The organism is Nocardia sp. CA-145437 (assembly GCF_050956485.1).
Lineage (GTDB): Bacteria > Actinomycetota > Actinomycetes > Mycobacteriales > Mycobacteriaceae > Nocardia.
The window spans coordinates 7,384,850-7,402,578 of the sequence record NZ_CP191204.1 but is presented as its reverse complement, the minus strand read 5'-3'; the positions used below and the strand labels follow the sequence as shown (position 1 = coordinate 7,402,578).

At 68.4% G+C, this 17,729-nt stretch carries 24 protein-coding genes; 2 read left to right on the top strand and 22 right to left on the bottom strand.

All coding sequences use genetic code 11. The annotated features are described in order from the left end of the window. Nucleotides 1–7: 7 nt before the first annotated feature. From ACQPYY_RS34310 to ACQPYY_RS34230, 17 genes are all read right to left on the bottom strand, one after another. Nucleotides 8–3,613, bottom strand: a complete 3,606-nt coding sequence (locus tag ACQPYY_RS34310) for a hypothetical protein (RefSeq protein ID WP_433592321.1) — start codon at nt 3,611–3,613, stop codon at nt 8–10. Between the two features lie 15 nt (nt 3,614–3,628). Continuing rightward, nucleotides 3,629–4,021: a hypothetical protein gene (locus ACQPYY_RS34305; protein ID WP_433592320.1), complete on the bottom strand. Its 393-nt coding sequence runs from the start codon at nt 4,019–4,021 to the stop codon at nt 3,629–3,631. 56 nt (nt 4,022–4,077) lie between these two features. Next, a complete protein-coding gene (locus tag ACQPYY_RS34300; protein ID WP_433592319.1) occupies nt 4,078–4,434 on the bottom strand; it encodes a hypothetical protein in 357 nt (118 codons plus the stop codon). Continuing rightward, nucleotides 4,431–4,745: a hypothetical protein gene (locus ACQPYY_RS34295; RefSeq protein ID WP_433592318.1), complete on the bottom strand. Its 315-nt coding sequence runs from the start codon at nt 4,743–4,745 to the stop codon at nt 4,431–4,433. The genes ACQPYY_RS34300 and ACQPYY_RS34295 overlap by 4 nt, the downstream gene beginning before the upstream one ends. A gap of 81 nt (nt 4,746–4,826) precedes the next feature. Next, nucleotides 4,827–5,636 (bottom strand): hypothetical protein, encoded by an 810-nt coding sequence (locus ACQPYY_RS34290; protein ID WP_433592317.1) that lies wholly within the window; start codon nt 5,634–5,636, stop codon nt 4,827–4,829. Between the two features lie 85 nt (nt 5,637–5,721). Beyond that, a complete protein-coding gene (locus tag ACQPYY_RS34285; RefSeq protein ID WP_433592316.1) occupies nt 5,722–6,126 on the bottom strand; it encodes a hypothetical protein in 405 nt (134 codons plus the stop codon). Next, nucleotides 6,123–6,365, bottom strand: a complete 243-nt coding sequence (locus tag ACQPYY_RS34280; protein ID WP_433592315.1) for a hypothetical protein — start codon at nt 6,363–6,365, stop codon at nt 6,123–6,125. The genes ACQPYY_RS34285 and ACQPYY_RS34280 overlap by 4 nt, the downstream gene beginning before the upstream one ends. A gap of 2 nt (nt 6,366–6,367) precedes the next feature. Next, nucleotides 6,368–6,673 (bottom strand): hypothetical protein, encoded by a 306-nt coding sequence (locus ACQPYY_RS34275; RefSeq protein ID WP_433592314.1) that lies wholly within the window; start codon nt 6,671–6,673, stop codon nt 6,368–6,370. Next, complete coding sequence (locus tag ACQPYY_RS34270; RefSeq protein WP_433592313.1) at nt 6,670–7,071, bottom strand: hypothetical protein; 402 nt, start codon at nt 7,069–7,071, stop codon at nt 6,670–6,672. Before ACQPYY_RS34270 ends, ACQPYY_RS34275 begins: the two co-directional genes overlap by 4 nt. Nucleotides 7,072–7,073: 2 nt before the next feature. After that, nucleotides 7,074–7,463: a hypothetical protein gene (locus tag ACQPYY_RS34265; protein WP_433592312.1), complete on the bottom strand. Its 390-nt coding sequence runs from the start codon at nt 7,461–7,463 to the stop codon at nt 7,074–7,076. A 2-nt stretch (nt 7,464–7,465) separates the two neighbouring features. Then, a complete protein-coding gene (locus tag ACQPYY_RS34260; protein ID WP_433592311.1) occupies nt 7,466–8,389 on the bottom strand; it encodes a hypothetical protein in 924 nt (307 codons plus the stop codon). A 19-nt stretch (nt 8,390–8,408) separates the two neighbouring features. Then, entirely contained in the window at nt 8,409–8,774 is a 366-nt protein-coding gene (locus ACQPYY_RS34255; RefSeq protein WP_433592310.1) for a capsid cement protein, read from the bottom strand. Nucleotide 8,775: 1 nt separating this feature from the next. After that, nucleotides 8,776–10,188: a head maturation protease, ClpP-related gene (locus ACQPYY_RS34250; protein WP_433592309.1), complete on the bottom strand. Its 1,413-nt coding sequence runs from the start codon at nt 10,186–10,188 to the stop codon at nt 8,776–8,778. Further along, nucleotides 10,182–11,486, bottom strand: coding sequence for a phage portal protein family protein (locus ACQPYY_RS34245; RefSeq protein WP_433592308.1), 1,305 nt, complete (start codon nt 11,484–11,486; stop codon nt 10,182–10,184). Before ACQPYY_RS34245 ends, ACQPYY_RS34250 begins: the two co-directional genes overlap by 7 nt. Nucleotides 11,487–11,495: 9 nt before the next feature. After that, the gene (locus ACQPYY_RS34240; protein ID WP_433592307.1) at nt 11,496–13,055 is read right to left on the bottom strand and encodes a hypothetical protein; all 1,560 of its coding nucleotides are present in this window, start codon (nt 13,053–13,055) and stop codon (nt 11,496–11,498) included. Nucleotides 13,056–13,130: 75 nt separating this feature from the next. Continuing rightward, nucleotides 13,131–13,463 (bottom strand): hypothetical protein, encoded by a 333-nt coding sequence (locus tag ACQPYY_RS34235; protein ID WP_433592306.1) that lies wholly within the window; start codon nt 13,461–13,463, stop codon nt 13,131–13,133. Next, nucleotides 13,460–13,618: a hypothetical protein gene (locus tag ACQPYY_RS34230; RefSeq protein ID WP_433592305.1), complete on the bottom strand. Its 159-nt coding sequence runs from the start codon at nt 13,616–13,618 to the stop codon at nt 13,460–13,462. Before ACQPYY_RS34230 ends, ACQPYY_RS34235 begins: the two co-directional genes overlap by 4 nt. Nucleotides 13,619–14,132: 514 nt before the next feature. On the opposite strand from ACQPYY_RS34230, the gene ACQPYY_RS34225 reads away from it, so the two are divergent. Next, entirely contained in the window at nt 14,133–14,600 is a 468-nt protein-coding gene (locus tag ACQPYY_RS34225) for a helix-turn-helix transcriptional regulator (RefSeq protein WP_433592304.1), read from the top strand. Between the two features lie 151 nt (nt 14,601–14,751). Then, nucleotides 14,752–15,084: a hypothetical protein gene (locus ACQPYY_RS34220; protein ID WP_433592303.1), complete on the top strand. Its 333-nt coding sequence runs from the start codon at nt 14,752–14,754 to the stop codon at nt 15,082–15,084. A gap of 48 nt (nt 15,085–15,132) precedes the next feature. Here ACQPYY_RS34220 and ACQPYY_RS34215 read toward each other — a convergent pair whose 3' ends face one another. Genes ACQPYY_RS34215 through ACQPYY_RS34195 form a run of 5 tightly spaced genes read right to left on the bottom strand, consistent with a single transcriptional unit; the run spans nt 15,133 to nt 17,728 of the window. Further along, nucleotides 15,133–15,579 carry a hypothetical protein gene (locus ACQPYY_RS34215; protein ID WP_433592302.1) on the bottom strand — a complete coding sequence of 149 codons (447 nt, stop codon included), beginning with the start codon at nt 15,577–15,579 and terminating at the stop codon, nt 15,133–15,135. Beyond that, the gene (locus tag ACQPYY_RS34210) at nt 15,576–16,508 is read right to left on the bottom strand and encodes a hypothetical protein (protein WP_433592301.1); all 933 of its coding nucleotides are present in this window, start codon (nt 16,506–16,508) and stop codon (nt 15,576–15,578) included. The genes ACQPYY_RS34215 and ACQPYY_RS34210 overlap by 4 nt, the downstream gene beginning before the upstream one ends. Before the next feature lies 1 nt (nt 16,509). Further along, nucleotides 16,510–17,061 carry a hypothetical protein gene (locus tag ACQPYY_RS34205; protein WP_433592300.1) on the bottom strand — a complete coding sequence of 184 codons (552 nt, stop codon included), beginning with the start codon at nt 17,059–17,061 and terminating at the stop codon, nt 16,510–16,512. Continuing rightward, nucleotides 17,058–17,489, bottom strand: a complete 432-nt coding sequence (locus ACQPYY_RS34200; RefSeq protein ID WP_433592299.1) for a hypothetical protein — start codon at nt 17,487–17,489, stop codon at nt 17,058–17,060. Before ACQPYY_RS34200 ends, ACQPYY_RS34205 begins: the two co-directional genes overlap by 4 nt. Next, on the bottom strand, nt 17,486–17,728 hold the full coding sequence (locus tag ACQPYY_RS34195; protein ID WP_433592298.1) for a hypothetical protein: 243 nt from the start codon (nt 17,726–17,728) through the stop codon (nt 17,486–17,488). The genes ACQPYY_RS34200 and ACQPYY_RS34195 overlap by 4 nt, the downstream gene beginning before the upstream one ends. Nucleotide 17,729: the final 1 nt, after the last annotated feature.

Here is a 17,729-nt window from a genome sequence, read left to right as displayed (position 1 = left end):
ACGCCGCCTACTTCCCCGCCGTCTGGCGCTTCTGCTCGCGCGTGAGCCGGTTGACGGCCTCGTACACGTCAGCGACCACGATGTTGATGTTGGAAATCTGTTTCTCGACGCCCTCGACGTAGCCACCGATTCCGGGAATGGCGGACTTCTGCCCGCTGAGGAACTTCTCGCCCGCGCTGGCGAAGTTCTTCTGTGCGTTCGACCAGGCGGTTTCGTACGCCTTGGCCTGGTCGAACTCGGTGTCATCGCCACCGCCGGGCGTGTAGTTCGTCGGCGACCCCGAGCTCGGGGTGTTCCCGCCGCCCGTCGTGGTGCCGCCGCCGGTCGACATGGAGCTCGGCCAGTTGTCCACCCACACCGGCACCGCATTGCCCGCGGGCCGGGTCGTGCTGCCGCCGCCCGAGGTGCCCCCGCCGCCGGTGCCCGTGCCACCCCCACCAGTGCCACCACTGCCGAGTCCACCGGTGCCGCCGCCGGTGCCGAGTCCGCCTGCGCCGCCGCCGTTGTCGCCGCCCATGAGCAGCGCTTTCGGGATGTACATGTGGTCGGTGAACATCGGGTCTGTGACATCGGTTGCGTTCGCGCCGACAACGACGCCGTCGCCGGAACGGCTCTCGACCTTGGTTCCGTCGCCGAGGCGGACCGCGGTGTGCCCGTTCGCGCCGCCGCCGTTGTCGAACCATCCGACCGTGAGATCACCGGGGCCGCCGATGCCGTCGACCGCGCCGCGGGCGGTGAGCCATTCCCGCTCGCTCACGGTCGACATGCGCGAGTCGAACATGTCTTTGCCCATGGCATCGTTCACGACCGCACTCACCAGGCCCGAGCAGTCGATCGCGTCGAGCGAGAATCCACCCATCTGGTAGACGGCCGGGTCGAGCTTGCGGGCCGCATTCATTCCGGGCACGGTGCCGCCCTCGGCGAACCCGGGGACCTCGCCGACCATGGCGGCGAGGAACTTCGCCGAGGGTGTCCAGCCGCCGCGGATCGCTTCGAGCAGGGGCAGGGTTTCGGGGGTGACAGCGGCGGCCGGTTCGATGAACTCACCGCTCGATACCCACGCGAGAATGCTGTCGCTCGTGCCGGTGCCGGGGCCGGTCACGCGACCGCCGGCGGCGAACGCCTGCAACGTGGTGCCGAGGTCGTGCGCGGTGTTCGCGCCGGGGACCTCGAACGGCCCGATCTTGGAAGGGATGGCGGACAGGGCCTTTCCGATGGCGTGCGCGACCGGGCGCAGCACGTCGAGCACGGTATTCCAGACGCCCTTGATCGCCTCGCCCGCGAGCCCGAAAGCGTCTCCTACCAGGCCGATTCCAGTTTTCATGGCGTCGAAAATCGGTGAAACGGTGACGTTCCACACGGTGTCGATCGCGGTTCCGATGCCGTCGAGCGCTGGCTTCACGGCGTTTTCGTAGAGCCACGTCGCCGCGTCTCCGACGAATCCGAGGGCGGCCTTCATTCCGTCTAGCGCTGGCTGCGCGATGTTGGACCACAGCCACGACAGGGCCGAACCGATGCCGTCGAGCGCCGGTTTCACGGCGGTGCCGTAGAGCCATACGGCGGCGTCGCCGACGAGCCCGATCAAGATTTTCGTGTCGTTGAAAATCGGCGACAGGAAATCGGTCCACACCTGTTCGGCGGCGGCACCGATTCCGGTCATGGCTGGCTGAATTGCGTTGTTCCACAACCACATTGCCACGTCGCCGACCGTGCGGAAAATCGCCATCCACCACTCGAAATACGGCTGCATGACGTTTTGCCACAGGAACAGGACGGCGGTCTTGATCCCCTCGAACGCGCCCTGCACGATCGCACGGAAGGTGTCCGACTTCTGGTATGCAACAACGAATCCCGCGACGAGCGCCGCGATCGCGACGACGACGATTCCGATCGGGTTCGCGGTCAGCGCCGCATTCAACAGCCATTGGACGGCGGTCCACGCGGTGGTTGCGACCTTGATTACGCCGGTCGCGATCGTGTACGCGCCGAGGGCAAGGCTGTTGCCTGCGAGGGCGGCGGTGCCTGCGCCGGTCGCGGCGGCCATGATGCCTTGTGCGACTGCGTATCCCATCGCTGCGCCGCGCGCGAGCACGAGCGCCGCGCCGAGGGTGCCGAGCCCGATACCGAGACCGATTGCGACGGTGCGGTTCTGTTCCATCCAAGTTGCTGCGTTGGTGAGCCCGTCGACGAGGCCCGTCTCGAGGGTGCGCTTGAGGCGTTCTAGGGCACCGGCGGTGTTGTCGTTGAGGATCTGCCCGGCGCGGTCGGCCGCGCCCTGGAATCCAGTCATGCTGTCGCCCGCGCCCGAAAGCGCCTCGAGGAACTTCGGAATCTGATCAACCGACAGGTCCTCGACAGGCGTACCAAACAGGGCGATTGCCGTGTTGGCCCTGGTCGCCGGGTCCTCGATCGCGAGCAGGCCCGCCGCGGTCCGCTGTAGCGCGTCCTGTGCGGCCGGGCCGCCGGTCGCGATGGCGTTGGACATCTCCTGTGCGTTGAGCTTGATCGCGGTGTACGCGTCCACGCTCGTCTTGGACATGTCCGAGCCGCGAATCGTGAACTCTTTCAGCGCATCCCCCGTTTTATCGAGGATGAACTTGCCCTGCTGCGCGGCGTCGACGAGCAGCCCGAACGCCTGCTGTCCGTTGAATCCCAGGGCGCGGAAGTTGGTGCCGTATTCGTTGAGGATCTCGGGGAGCTCGCCACGCATGGCGGCGGGCACCCGTTGAAACGAGGTGGTCAGCAGGTCAAAGGCTTCCGTGCTGTCCTTCGCGAGGCCGTTCGTGACGAGCTGCGAGGCGGTCTGCACCGCCTCGGGGACCTCGATACCGAAGATCTTCGAGAAATTCAGGGCCGCAGTGGTCACCTGGTCGATTGACGCCTCACCCTCGTAACCGAGGGTCGAGAATGCCGATTGGACCGCGCCGACTGCCTGCGTCACCTCGTCGAACGACTCACCGAGGCCCTTGGAGTACAGCTCGCCCGCGATCTTGCCGTAGTCGGCGGCGAGCTGCGGGGTCGCGCCGAGCTGCGCGGCGAGCAGGTCGACGGACTGCTCGCGGCCCATCGCGGCGGCGGCGGTTTCCATCGCGCCGCCGATGCCGGCGGTTGCGACGGCGAGGCCCGCCATTTCCTTTGCCGCGCCGCCGACTCGCTCGTTGAGCCCGGACAGCATGCGCGAGAAACGCGACTCGCTCTCGACCGCGTCGTCTGTCGCGTTGGCGAGATCTGCGCGGGCGCGGGCGAGGTTGTCGACCGCGGTTTGCCGGGCGCGCATCGCTCGATCGGCCCCACGCTGCGCGGACGCGAGCGCTTCCTCTGCGCGGGCAAGCTGCGAGATGGACGCGTTGCCCTTGTCCCGCAATTCCTGCAACTTGGCTTCGGCTACACGGACTTTGCCCGCGGCGTCGGCTTCCTTGTCGCGGGCCGCGGCCAGTGCCGCCGAGGCGCGCTCGACGGCCGCGCGCGCCTGCTCCATGCCGGTCGCGACGGCTCGCCCCGCGGCCTGCCCGGCGCTGCGCCCGGCACTGACGAGGGGGCCGGAGAGTTGCCCCTCAAGCCCCGAGGTTGCGCCTTGCAGAACGGGGATGACTTGCAGGGTGGTGTAACCCATTGCGTCCTGAGCCATTCAGGCATCACCCCCGTTCTTGCTACTGGCCTCGATCGCTCGGCGGCGGGCCGCGAATCGGCGATTGACCTTCTGCTCGGCCGCACGACGGCGAGCCGTTTCCTGTTTCTGCGCCACGGATTTCGGGCGGGCGTAGTGCGGCTTACCGGTCCATGCCTGCCACAGATCGGCGAGCAGGTAGTCGGTGGTCGACCAGCGGGTACGGCCCTCGTTCGTGGTCCGCACAAGAGACGAGTCGTGCGGCAATTCCCGTACGTAGACCCAGATCTCGCGCAGAGTCAGCGCGCGAGTACCGTCCGGATTTCGGCGCCAGCGGTCCGAGTAGCGGATTCCGTAGATGCGGCGCAGATCTCGTTCGATCGCGTCCCCGTGCTGGCGGAGTAGGGCCAGCACGGTAACGAGCGGGCCAGGATTACCCGCGGGACGGCCGATCAACCCGGCCGCCTCGATTAGTTTCCCGAGCCGAACCCGAGGGCTTCGCTGATCGTGTCGTACAGCTCGCGGGCCTGCCCCTGGGTGAACTTGGGGTACATCTTGCGCAGCGTGAGAACCTGCGCGTTGCCGAGCAACCCGATCAGCCCGAGCCCGATGTTGCCCTGTGACAGCGGTGCGGACACGGTGAAGAAATCCCACTCGTCGGGGTCGGCGAGTACCTCGAATGCGAGTCCGCCCCATTCGACGGTCACGTACTCGCTGCCCTCGGCCTCGCGCTGCGCGGCGGGCTTGAGGTGGTCCTGTGGCTCGCGGACACCGGCGGGCTTGTGCGGCGTCGCGCGCTTGGCGGGTGCCTTCCTGGGCGTGGTCATGGCGTGGTTTCCTCTCTCGGTTCCAGTCGCAGACCTTGCGACCGAAGTAGGTGGCGGGCCGCCTCGAGCAGGACCGGGCCGACGATCTCGGGACCGTTGAATCCCTTGGCAGAGAGCTCGTTTCGGAACTCGTCGAGTTGCCGCGCGGTGGTCCAGTTCGCAGGGTCGGCGTCGGCGGTGAGTTCCTGGTCGGCCTGCATGATCGCGGCGGCGATGCGTGCGCGGTCGCGCTGTGGATAGTTGCCGTTCTCGTCGGCGAGCCCGAGACGCGCTGCGGCGTCGCGAATCTCGTCCTCGGTGGGTACCGGCATGGCGTGGTTCCGTTCTGGCGTGGTCGGTGTGAGAGCGACGGGGGCGGCGAACCACGCCAGAACTCCGCCCCGCGCCGCGTCCTAGGGAGCGTCGACCACGGTCACGCCCGGCGAGGTGCCGCCGGTGAGCCCGGTCGCGTCGGCGACGAGCAGCGAGTTCGCCTGCCCGGCGAGGTCGCCTTGCAGGGTCACGGTGTACGGCCCGCCCGCGGTGCCGGTCACGTTGACGTTGCCGACACCGAGCACCGCCTCGAGGGCGGTCTTCACCACGGTTGCCGCAGCGTTGTAGGCGATTGCCGCGCTGCCGCCGAGCTTGAAAGTTCCGCCTGAAGGGGTGCCGGTGATCGTGACGAGCTGCTTCTCGTGAATCGGCGTGTACTGGCGGGTGTAGAGCAGGCCCGATCCGGTCGCGAAAATGTCGGCCGTGACCTCGTGCCCAGTCGGGTCGGACTCGTTGCGATCCAGGTTCGGAATCCAGCACTGAGACGGCCGCGCCGGAAACAGGCGCTCGGGCACGCCAAGATCGTTGATGAACTCGAACGCGAGCACGAAATAGCCCGGTCGCGGAACAACGATGTTGGTCGCCGACGAACCCGGGTGCGCGATCCGTCGAGTCGTGTTGTTCGACTCGAGGCAGGTGAACACGCGGGATTCCTTGTAGTTCTTGTATCCCTTGCGGTACAGGCCGATTCCCCAGCCCATATGCTCGGTCACGTCCCATTCGCGGGCGTTCTTCACGCCGTCGTCGCCGTTGAGAATGCCGAGGTTGTCCCACGTGTCGTCGAACTCGTCGGCGATGGTGGCGGGCATGTGCGGGGTCAGAGTCTTGCCGACGAAAATCGCTGCGTCGGCGAAGATCTGCACAGCATCGGGATTGCGCGTCAGTGCCATGGTGGCTATCCCCTTTCGTGAGGATGAGTGATTACTCGGGGCGGCGTGGTTCCCCCACCCGAAAGGGGCAGGTGGACTGTGGGATTCAGCCCGCGAGCGAGCGGGCGAGGGCGCGCACGGTGAACGAGCACATGCGGCCTGCGTTGTTGGAGTCGACGGCCTCGATCAGTCCGGACGGTTGCGTGATGGTGGCGATGCCCGGAATCCGGTGTGAGAGCAGCACACCGAAGCACACGCCCGCGATCAGCCGGGAGCGGTCGCGGCCGTTGGCCCACACGGTGACTCGGATCGTGGGCGCGGTGCTGATCGGCCACTGATTCGGGCCGCCGTCGTCGAACACGACGACCGCCGGCGGGCTGCTCGGCTTCCAGTCCGAGCGCAGCGATAGCCCGATTTCCGGCGCGGGCGCACCGACCAGGCCGGGCAGGACGGCGGCGAGGTGGTCCTTGATCGCTTTCGCCGGGTCGGCCGGGAGTCGGTACGGCTTCACTTCGTGCGCACCTCGAGGCCGAGGGAGGCGGCGGCGCGGGTGAGCGCGCCGTCGCGGGCCTGTACCTCGGTGGGCACGAGCACCGCGGCGGCCGAGCGGTCGGTCGAGTAGGTCTCGACGAACGCCTCGTCACCGGCCGCGGCTGCGATCCGGTCGGCGAGCTCGTTGACCAGCGGCGCGAATTTCAGGCGCAGCATTTTCCCGACGTTCGCGTTGTGGAGTCGGACCTTCGGAGGCATGCTCATCCCTCCCCTCGGCTGCACAGGGCGACCGTGCCCGACCAGGTCGACCAGGGCGAGGGCCACGGCTCGACGGCGAGGGCGTACCGCTCGCCGTTGACGGTGAGCTCGTCCGCGCCGGTGAGGTCGACTGCGGGCAGGAAATAGACGCTGACCTCGACACGCTGCCCATCGCGGCCCCGGTCGATCATGTCCGGGTTCGTGCCCGGCGCGATCGCGGTCGCCGTGAGCGGGGTGTCGGTGGTGGGTAGCGGGTTGCCGTCGTCGTCCCACCGCGGGCCGCGGTGGCGAATCACGGTGAGGTTCACGGGAGCACCGCCCCCGGTGGCGGGTACCGGTATCCGGGCGGGTCGCCGAATGAGCCGCTCGGCATCGGTGCCGTGGTGATGCCGAGCATGTCCTCGTGGGCCTTGAGGAATTGCAGGACACCGGCCGGGGTGGCGAGGGTCCCCGACCGCGCGAACGGCCCCATGGTTTCCGCATACGCGGTGTGGCCAGCGAATCCGGCCGGTACCGCCATGGCGGCCCGCACCACCTCGACGACGACGTTCTTACCGATCGGGTCGCCGTCGACGATGTCGGGCCGCCGAGACGGGTCCCGTATCCACGCCTCGGCCGCGGCGATGAGCAGCTCGGCGCGCTGGCGCTCGTCGGCGGTGAACACCTTCCAGCCGAGCGCCACGTCGTCAGCGGTCGCGAGGGCCATGCTTACGCCCCGGCGAACTTGGCGACGAGCTCGGCGCGGGTCATGGCGTCGGCCTCGGCCTCGGTCATGCCGCGCGACACGGCGTAGGCAACCCACGCGTCTTTAGGCGCGGCCTTCAACGGCCGAGCCGGGACGGCGGCGGGCTGCTCGTCGGCTTGGCCCTCGCCGTCGCCCTGGTCCCCGTCGACGGGCTGCTCGTCGTCGCCGGGGTCCTCGTCGTCGACAAGGACGAGCCCGGTGTCGACAGGCTCGATCAAACCGTCGTCGAGCAGCCGGGCCGCGGCCTCGGCGTCGATATCGTCGACGCCGAGCACGGCCCCGCGGTAGCGGTAGCGCAGCAGCCCGGCCGCGTCCGGAGCGACCACGAGGGGCGCGGTTACACGAACGCTCATGGTCAGACACCCGTGATCTTCCACGCCGCCCGCGGCTCGACGACGATCGGGACCGTGACGCGACGCGCCCGCAGACGGTAAAGGTCCTTGAGGTCGTCGCGGATGCTCTTGACCTCGACGCCGGGAATGCCGCCACCGGCCGAGACGTAGCCCGGGCCGCCGAGCTTCTCGTCGGCCATACCACCGAGCTGCGTCGAGTCCACGACGAACGCGGTACCGGCGACGGGCAGGTTCGGGGTGGGCAGGAACCGCAGGCCCGCGATCTCGGGGAAGTTGCCCGTGTAGATCGGGGCGAGCCCGTCCTCGCGCTTGAGCAGGTTCGCGATGTTCGGATCGGACATCGCGTTGGCCCACGTGATGTCGTCGACAACGATCGTGTCCGGCTCGAATCCTTCGTTGAGGGCGCGAATGTTCGCGACCACCTTGAGCACGTCACGCAGGATGGTCGGCGAACCCGAGGACCACGCCGACGCGGCGGCCGAGGTCTGGGTCACCTGCGACGCGATCGCGGCGAGCGCGACCGAGTCGACGGTCTTAACCATCTGGTTCACCTGCTTGATCAACGCGCGGTTGACCGGGTCCATCTTGCGGCGCGCAATGGACACGTCGGTGATCTCGGAGTCGCGGCCCCAGTTGACCGTTTTCGCGAGCTGCGCGGTTCCCTCGCTGATCGAGGTCAGCGGGTACTCAGCGCCGGGCGCGACGGGCTCGGGCGCGCGGTCGCTGTAGAGGCTCTCGTTCTGCTCGTAGGCAATCGAGCCGCCGACCGCGTCGAACCGGCCGGACAGCAGCACATCGGCGATGAACCGCTGTTCGGCGAGAGTGCGCAGACGGCGCGCGATCAACGTCGGGTCCTTGAGGAACCGCGAAATGGTGATGTTGTCGCCCGAGATCGAGGGTGCCGCGGGCGGGTAGGTGTACGGCATCGTGTTGTCCTTCCAGGAATCAGCGGGCGAGCTTGACGCGAACCTTGCCGCCGGACGCTGCCGCGAGGGCTACGCCGACGATCTGCGAATAGTCGGTACCGGCGGCGATATCCGCCACGGCACCGGCCGCCGCGGTGATCACGCGGGCACCGGCGGCGATGGCGCCGGAGGCGGCGAGCTCGTGCACACCGCCCGAGAGCACGGTCACGATGTCGCCGCTCGCGGCGTCGAACGCAGCGACGCCGAGCCATGCTGCCGAGGCGGCCGAGCTGGGGGCGACGGTGTCGTTGCCCGACACGATGAGCACCTGTCCGGCGGTCACGGCCGCCGAGGTGGTGCGGGTGAATGCTTCGCCGGGCTTGTGAATCGGGGCGTACTCGGGCATTTCAGGCGTCCTTTCCGAACAGGGCGGAGTAGACGGACTCGCCCTCGTCGTCGTTGTGGATGGTTCCGGCGTGGCCGATTTCCAGCCCGACCGGATAGACCGGCGCGAGCGCGTTGAGCACCGCCAATTCGCCGGGGACCTTGTCGAGCCGCTCGATCCACGCCTCGCGCTGCGACGGGGCGATACGCCCGGCCCGAACCGCGGCGTCGACCGCGGCGGCGCGGGTGGCGCGTTCCTGCTCGGCGCGGGCCTCGTCACCGCGGCGCGCGGCGGCCTGGAGCTCGCCCAGGGTCGCCGAGTCGATCGCGACGACACCGGCGGGCAGCCGGTTCCCGGGCGCGGCCGGGGCCTGGTCCGGCGCGGCAGGCGCGGCCGGGGCCGGGTCGCCTTCCTGCCCCCACGCGGTCAGCGCCTCGTTTGCGGTGTCGATCGCATCGGAAAACGAGTCCGCGATCGGCTGCGCGATGGCGGCCACGTCGGGCGAAATGCCGTCGCTCACCGCAGCATTCGCAGCGTCGAGCAGCGCAGGACCGGACTGTACGAGCAGCCGGAGAAACGCGGTGTCGTTGTCGTTGAAAGGCAGTTCGACCGGCGCGATTGCGGACTTCGGACGCCCGGCGAGGATCTCGTCGAGTGCGGCCGTCACAGTGTTCTCGTCGGCGTCCTCGGCGACGCCGAGGCGCTTCGCGATGGCAGCAAGAGCAGTCATGCGCGTTCCCTTCTGGTTTGCCTCGGCCTCGGTGGCTGAGGGCGTACGGGGTGCGGGTGCCTGGTGGCGGCCCGCGTACTGGAATGCCGACAGGTCGAACCGCGCGACCGGCGCGAGTTCCTCGGTCGGCGGGACGGAATCGAGACGGTCGGCCAGACCGGCGGAGATGGCCTCGGATGCCGAAAACCAGGTTTCGGCCTGCATGACGGCGCGCCAGTCCTCGACGGTGCCGCCCGCGCGCTCGGCGTAAATGGACGCGATGTTGTCCGAGATCCGATCGAGGTTGTCGGCGTGCTTGCGCAGCTGCTCGGCGTTGCCGCTCGCGTACACGCTGGCGTCGTGAATCATGATCTCGGCATTGCGGCCGATCACGATCTCGTCGCCCGCCATGGCGATAAACGAGGCGGCGCTCGCGGCGAGCCCGTCGACGACGGTCGTCACGTGGGCACGGTGGCCTCGCAGCGTGTTCAAGATGGCGAGGGCCTCGTACACGTCGCCGCCGGGCGAGTTGATCCGCACGGTGATCGCGTCGGCGTCGATCTGCGCAAGGTCGCGCGCGAACGTCGACGCGGACACGCCCCACCATGGGTCGATCTCGTCGTAAATCAGCACCTCGGGCGAGGTTGCCGAGTTCTCGATCCGATACCAGGGCGAGGGCCGCTCGGCGCGGCGGCGGTTGCCGAGGGGGGTCGAATTGTTCACCACAGCGTCAGCGCTCCGTCCGGTTCGATGCGGGCGCGGGCGCGCCGGGCCGCCGGAGCGAGCACGGGCACCACCGCCGGCGGTTGGTCGTCGAGTGGGTCCTTCGCCGGTAGCCCGTAGTCCTGGCGGGCCGCGCGCTCGAGCGCCTCGTCGGGCGAGATGATTCCCGCCTCGATAAGGACTTTCAGCGCCTCGGCGGTGGCGTCCTTGCGCGAGCCGATCTCGTCGAATACCAGGCGCGGCGCGGGTTCCTGTGGCCCCCAGTTGGCGTCGACGAGGTCCTCGATCACGTGGGCCTGCGTGGTGTCGCGGATGAGCTCGGCGACCGTCTGTAGGGACATCACGAAGAAATCCGCGAACGTGGTGCCGAGTGCCCAACTGCCCGTTTGGTTTCCGAGGTTGAGAAAGTGCGCCAGCACCGACCGGCCGATCTGGGCGTCGTGGTAGTTGATCGCGGGCTGTGCGTCGGGAAGGTTGCCCTCGACACCGGCGAGCCGTAGCCGCGCGCCGTTGGGGGTCGCGGCCCCGGACGCCTTGCCCGAGGTGTAGCTCTGCGCGATCTTGCGGCCCGCGTCCATCTGCGTTTGGTCGTCGTTCGGGCCTGCCTCGTAGACGGGGACGCCCATCCCGTTTCGCTCGATCGTTTGGGCCTGCACGCGCAACAGCCGGTCACGGATGAGCCAGTGCTTGTATGCGGGCCGTAGCAGGCTCGACCCTGTCCAGTCCCCGCCCTCGCGGTCGACGACGTAGGCGACGAGCCGCTCGACCGGGATGCGCACGGCACCGGCCGCGCCCCATCCGTATTGCTCGATCGCGATCAGCCCGCCGTCCGGCGCGACCTCGATATCGGAGAGGGTCTCGGCGAGCCGCTGCCCGAGCTTGCGCAGGTGATAGAGCCCGGTCGTCTCGTCGACCGTGTAGACCTGCTCGAAAAACGAGTGCCCGTACCGCAGGCACAGCAGTGCCGCGGTGAGGTGCTCGGTCCACGAGAACCGGCCGCGGCGTCGACCGGTCACCGGCGGGCCGCCGACGACGGGTAGGCCGAGATCGTTCGCGATGTGCGAGACCACCTCGGGCCGTGCGCCGTTCGGGTCGATCCGCCAATTCGTGCGCTTCACAGGCAGAGTCACCGCCCGCATAACCGAGGTCACCTGCGCGTCCTGCCGCGCCATGCGCCGATACACGCGGGTGCAATGCGGCCAGATCAGCTCGGGTGTCTCCTCGGCGGCCTGCCAAAATCCAATGCCACCAACGCTGTAACCCTCGGTGGCGTAACCGATTTCGTTGGTCGGTGCGGTCATGCTCACCCCCTAGAAACCCATCGACATGAGTTCGTCCTCGATCACGGTCGTGTCGTCGTCGATCTGCGTCGGTGTCTGCGGCGGGGTCACCGTCTCGAGGCCGAACGTCAGCAGCCCCCACCGGGCGAGGCTGAGAACCTGGACGCGGGTCACCTCGCCCGCGGTGTAGTCCCATCCGAACCGGCCGCCGCCGAACGGTTTCGTCTCGACGACGCCGAGCGCTTCCCAGATCCGCGGGTCGTCGCCGTGCGAGAGTCGGCCGCCGAGCGCGTCGTCGACCAGGCCCACCGCGGCGTCTGCCGCCTGCGTGAAGTTCGAGATTTCCGGTTCGATGCCGAGGGCGCGCAGCTTGGGGACCAGCGACGCCGCGGGGGAACTCGAGTTGATGACGAGCGCGCACGGGTCCCACCGGGCGACGAGATCAACGATCCGGTCGAGCACGTCCCGCGGCGAACCGTGGTAGCCGAGCTCGACACGTATGCGGCCGTCGACGGTGTGCGTCGCTGCGCCGATCGCGCACGTCTTGAGGTCGGGGGTCATGTCCAGGGCGACAGCGATCGGGCCTCGTACTTGTACGTTCACCTCGGCCATGCCTTCCCAGATGTGCAGGGGCACAACCGGTTCGCGTTCCTCGGCCTGTCGGGGCCACCGGCCGACCGAGAGCCGTTCGGTTTCCCACTTCTCGAGGGCGGCACGTGCGCCGCGTAGTTCGTCCTCGATCGTTTCCTCGGTGATGAGGTAGCCGAGCGACGGATTCGCCTGCGCCCAGTTGCGGCGGTCGGCACGCCACGCGGCGCGCTCCTCGCGGGTCGCGTCCTCGGGAGGCGGCTCGGCCGACCATTCCAGCCACAGCAACCGCGGTTCGCCGTCGAGCGCGCGCTCGCGCAGCGCCGCCCACTGTCCGCAGTGCTCTTGGCTATCGGCGTCGGCCGCCGAGCCGAGAAACCAGATCTGACCACCGGGGCCGGTGCTGCCCGGCTGATCGGCGGTCGTGAGTAGCGGGCGGATCGCAGCGAATGCGGCGGCGCTGAGAACCATCGCCTCGTCGAACACGATGCGGTCGTACGACTCGCCTCGGCCGCCCTGGTTGGTGCGGGTCGAGTACGCGATCACCGAGCCGTTCGCGAACTCGATCGACTCGGCACCGTTGGCCCACCGAATACCGTTCTTGGCCACGTGCGCCCACAGCTTCGGCGACGACTTCAACAGCGCCACAAAGCGTTTCATCGCTTTCATGGCGGTTTTGTACTTGTGGGCCGTGTGGAGAATCTGAATGCCGGGCTCGTCGATCATCCAACCGAGCTCGACGGTTTCCATGATTCCGTTTTTGCCGTTCTGCCTGCTGGCCAGCACGCCGACCTCGCGGGCGGCCCACTTGCCTTCGGCGGTCTTCGCCATGCCTTCACGCACCCCGGACGCCTGCCAGGGCACATGACGGTTCGATGTGAGGGCGGCGTGCCGTAGCGCGGACTCGCCAGCGCTGAAATCGCACATCGTTGCCGGTCGGAGCGCGATGCGCGGCTCTTGGATGCCGACGAGGCCACCGGCGGGCGCGATCGTGGTCACCACACCCCCAACCGCCCGCCAGCGCCCACGGGGAGAGAGAAAAAGCCTGACTACCGCGGCGGAGTCAGCCCCCGGGGGTCAGTATTTTCCCAGGTCAGAGGCTTGCGGCGCGTTTGCCCAGGTCAGGACGTTGCCGGGGTGTCCGCCGGTGTGCCGGGTGAGCGCTGGTCGTTTGTCGTCGCGCGAGCCGTCGCCGCGCTCTTTGTTGCACAGCTCGTGTAGCAGCCGGTCGGCGATGGTGCCGCCATGGGCGCGGGCGTGCGAGTGGTCGGCGGCGAGGGCTTGGACTCGATACATGGGCAGTCCACACCACCAGCACGCATCGCCGTCGCGCAGCTGGGCGAGCAGGCGGGCGCGCTGTTGCTGGTGCTTCCAGCCGAGGCCCTTTTGCGTGGTCGTCCGGCGGCTCATCGGTAGAGCCGTATCCGTCGCGCGATGCGCTGCCCGGTGCGGACGAGCAGGGTGTCGAGCCAGTTGGGCAGGCGCTTCGGGCGGGCGGCCGGTCCGGCGGTGAGGTGCCAGCCCGAGCCGTCCGCGCCGCGGTAGTGGATGTTCACCACTGCCACCGGCCGAGCGGGGTCGTGTAGACCTGCTCGAGCGTGCGGATCGGGTGGTGCAGCAGGCAGGCCAGTAGGCCGAGCGCGTCCACTAGAAGATGGCCGAGAGCAGGGCACCGGCGACGTTGAGTACCGCGCGGGTGACGAGGGACCAGTCGACGGCGTGCGCTGCGGCGGACAGGGTTTCGAGCATGAGGTTCTCCTCGAGGTGGTGCGGTGGGTCATGCCCTGGGCACGCAGCGGTCACCCCCCGAGGTTTGCTGCTCGGGGTTGCGGAGTGGGGGCGATGGCAGGCCCCGCCGTCGTTGGGTGTGCTTGCCCGAGCATCTGCCTCGGGTTGACGTGCTGCGGGCATGAAAAAACCGCTGTGACAGATTCCGGGGTCGGGTCGTCAGCAGCGGCTTTCGTTGCAAAGGCTAGCGACCTGGTCGTTTGCTGGCAATCCGAGTGCCGGCGGTCGGCGTGTTGATTATGCCGGAATCCGTTGCGAAAGGATGCGCGAGTGCTGCATAATGATATGCGAGTGAGGTTGACCGGCGAAGACAGGGTTTCCCCTGGTCAGACCCTCGCCGGTCAGCACACATTGAACCTCAGCAATGGAGGCCCTTCGATGGTACAGCGCTTGATTGCCCAAGAGATCGCAGACAAGTACGGGCGCAGCCTGGTCACCGTGCGGCGTTGGATGGCGTCGGACGCGTGGCCCGCGCCGCTGCCCGAGAAGCGTGGGCGCTGGCTGGAATTCGACGCCGACGCGGTCGACGAGGCGTACCGCAAACACTTCGGCCGGGACACGGCCGACGCTGGCGACCCCGACGAGTTGCTCACGCCCGCGCAGATTGTCGAGCACACGGGCCTCGCGGCGGGCACGGTGCGCGCGGATATCAGCCGCGGCCGGTTCGGTGAGCCGGACGAGGACAAGAACGGCGTACGCCGGTGGAAGCGGTCGACGGTGGATGCCAAGATGGCCGAGCGTCGGCCGCGGCGGCGCTGAGATCGAGTCGGATTGCGTTGTGACACCTCGGATTTCCCTTACCCGAGGCGTTGCTTAATGATGCTCCAATGCTGTATAGTGATATGTGTCAGAGGGAGTCAGACCCCGAAGACACACACATTGAAAACTCCACAGCAGCAAGGAGAGCGACATGCTCGACGACGAGTTCCTCGAGGCGTACATGATCCTCCGGAAGTGCCTCCTCCTGAGGCTCGAACTTCCCTACGATCTCCCGGAGCTTCACGATCCGGATTCGATCGGAAGTCACTACCGGGCCGTGATCGATGCGTACATCCACCTGCCAGAGCTTCCCGGCGACGGCGATGTGAAGTACTTCCTCGGCGAGATGATTCTCAAGTGGCTCACCGGGATTGAGATGTACCGCAAGTACTTGCGGGAGGGATCAGCCTGGTACCGCGAGGCGGCATCGATGATGCTGACGGCCTTCGAATCCACCTGGGGAATCTTGCAGAGCTTCGAGTGACCGAGAGCCCCTCGGGACGGTGTAACCCACCGGCCCGAGGGGCTTCGCTCATTTCCGGGGGTCGTGCTTGAGCCGGAAATCGGTGAGCTTGTGCTCGTCACCGGCCGCGAAGAACTCGCGGCCCACCACTTCGCCGGGCGCTATGCCAGCGTCTCGCGCGATCTCGGCAATCGAGAGCGTCGCGGGGTTGTCGTGCTTGCGCCACGGTGTCACCGCGCGGGCCTGGTCGCCGATGCCGCCCATGATCCACACGGGTACGCGGCCGTCCGGAAGTACCTCGTAGTCGTAGCCGAGCGGCCGGTCGAACGGGTCGTCATAGTCCGGGGCCGGGAACGGCACGGCCTCGGTATCGAGCCGCTCGTACAGACCCGCGCGAGTCTCGTTGCCGCACATGACACAGCGGTCCTGCGGCCCGTCCTCGCGTGCGGGCGCGCGGTGGGCGGGGTGCGCCCGGTGCCAGCAGTCCACACATATTGCCTGTGCTTTCCAGCTCATGCGGCCGATCCTCCCTCGTGTGGCTCGCGTCGCGCCAGGGCGAGCGCGTCACCTGCCCGATAGACGGGCTTGTCGGTCTCGTCGATCTTGTGGTCGGTGATGCGGGGGCCGTGCTCGCCGGGGTGCATCCATCCGCGCTGCTCGAGCTTGCCCTCGCTCGCCCACCAATACAGTGTCCGCGACGCTACCGGCACGCCGAGGGCGGACAGCACGCGCAGCAGCTCGGCGCGTGTGCACAGCCGGTCTTCGGCTGCGTCGCGGGCCTTGTCCTCAAGGCGGGCTATCTCGTGCTGTGTTCGGCACGATTGCACGCGGCACCGTACCCAGGTCTCGCCGGGCTCGGCGCGTAGCTCGGCCCCGCATTCGGAGCAGGGGCCGAGGTACCGCAGTTCGCGCGGTCGGTCGATCGCGGCGCGTAGGCGGGCTACCGCGCCGGTCACGTCGCGCAGCAGCTCGAGGGCGGCCTCGTAGGCGCGCAACGGTTCTCGGTGCTGTGCGAGCCACACGGCCGCCTGCTCGAGGGTGCCGAGGCGGACGAGGGGCAGTGTCGCGCCGTCGCGGGGCGGGTCGCCGCGGTGCTGCTCGGTGAGGTGAATCAGCCACGGCCCGTTGATATGCGGGCTCACTCCGAGGTCCTCGGCGAGGGCGTGTGTCCAGCCGGTGACGGTGGTCGTAAGCGCGGTGAGGGCCTGGTCGCCGACCATGGTCGCGCCGCGCATGGTGGCGCGCACCGGTAGCGCGGTCTCGGCCGAGCGTCCGGCGGTGCGCTCGCCCTGCACGCGGTCGAGCTTGGCGCGGGTGATCTCGAGATCGAGCAGCAGCTCGGGCACCGCGAGCAGAGCCTCGCACAGCGTGTCTCCGCAGGTAACGCAGAGCGTGAGCCCGTCGCGAACGGGGCGCGTGCACTCGGCACACAGGATCTCGACCATGTCATGCCTCCCATGTGATTTCGAGCCATAGCACGCCGGGCATGCCGCGCTCGGCCTCGTGAATGATCGGCTCGGGTTTCGCCATGTGGCGCGGGATATCGTCGGGCACCATGCCGTATCCGGGATGCTTGGCCGTTCCGGCGGCGAGGGCGTCGCACGCCGGTTTCAAGGTCGCTACCAGGTTGTCTGTGTCCCGCCGGCGGTTGTCCCTCGGCCGGTAGTGCAGCAGCACGGCGACATGATCGAGGCCCCGAGGTAGGCCCGCCGCGAGGGCGAGCTTGTGCACCTCGGCCCGCACCTCGGCGACGAGGCGGGCGTGCGCGAACATCGCGCCGCGGGTCGCTCGCCGGGCGTTGAGGCTGAGCGGCGGTGCGGTCCAGGGCAGTTCGAGGATGGCGCGATGCTCGCTGGGTTCCAGTTCCACGATGGGCATTTCGGCCCCGCACCCTCGGCGGCACACCACGACCGATCCATCGATCTCGAACTCGTGGTGTCCCTCGTCGTAGCAGGGCGCGTCCGGGTCCTCGTTCATCGCAGCGAAATCGAGCGTCATGCGGTCACCTCACGCAGCTCGAACACCGCGTATTCGCGCATGCGGGCGGCGTCTCGGGCGGCCTGTTCGGTCAGCACGCGGGCGCGGACCTGTGTGAGTTCGCCGTCGCTGCGGCGGTTGCCGACGACGTAGCCGACCGAGGCCCGGGTCGCGCCGCGGGCCGCGGTGATTTCGGCTTCGTCGACGCCGCACCAGGCTTGCTCGCCGTAGCCGAGATCCTCGTATCGGTTGATGCCGCCTACGTCGGCGTAGTCGCCCTTGATGCCGTTACGGAACTCGTAGAGCGCGAACTTGCCGAGCGCGTCGAGAACCGCTGCGCCGGTCACGAGGTCGGCCACCGGGTACACGAATTTCAGGCCCGAGCCGAGCTGCGGGAGATACCAAACGAACAGGTCGCCGACCATGGGCTCGGTGTCGTTGTGCGTCACTGGTCGGCCGCCTCGGGGTGCGCGGCGAGCACGGCGTGCCCGAGGTCGGTCACGTGGATTCGGCGGCCGAGGCCGTGCGCGTGTTCGCCGAGGGTCACGAGCTCGTCGTCGAGCAGCCGGTCGAGATGCACTCGCGAGACGCCGTTTCCGGGCTTGGTCGGGGTGAGGTACACGTCGACGGCCTCGGCTGCGAAGCGTCGCAGCATGTATCGGCCGCTCTTGGTCGTCTTGGGCAACATG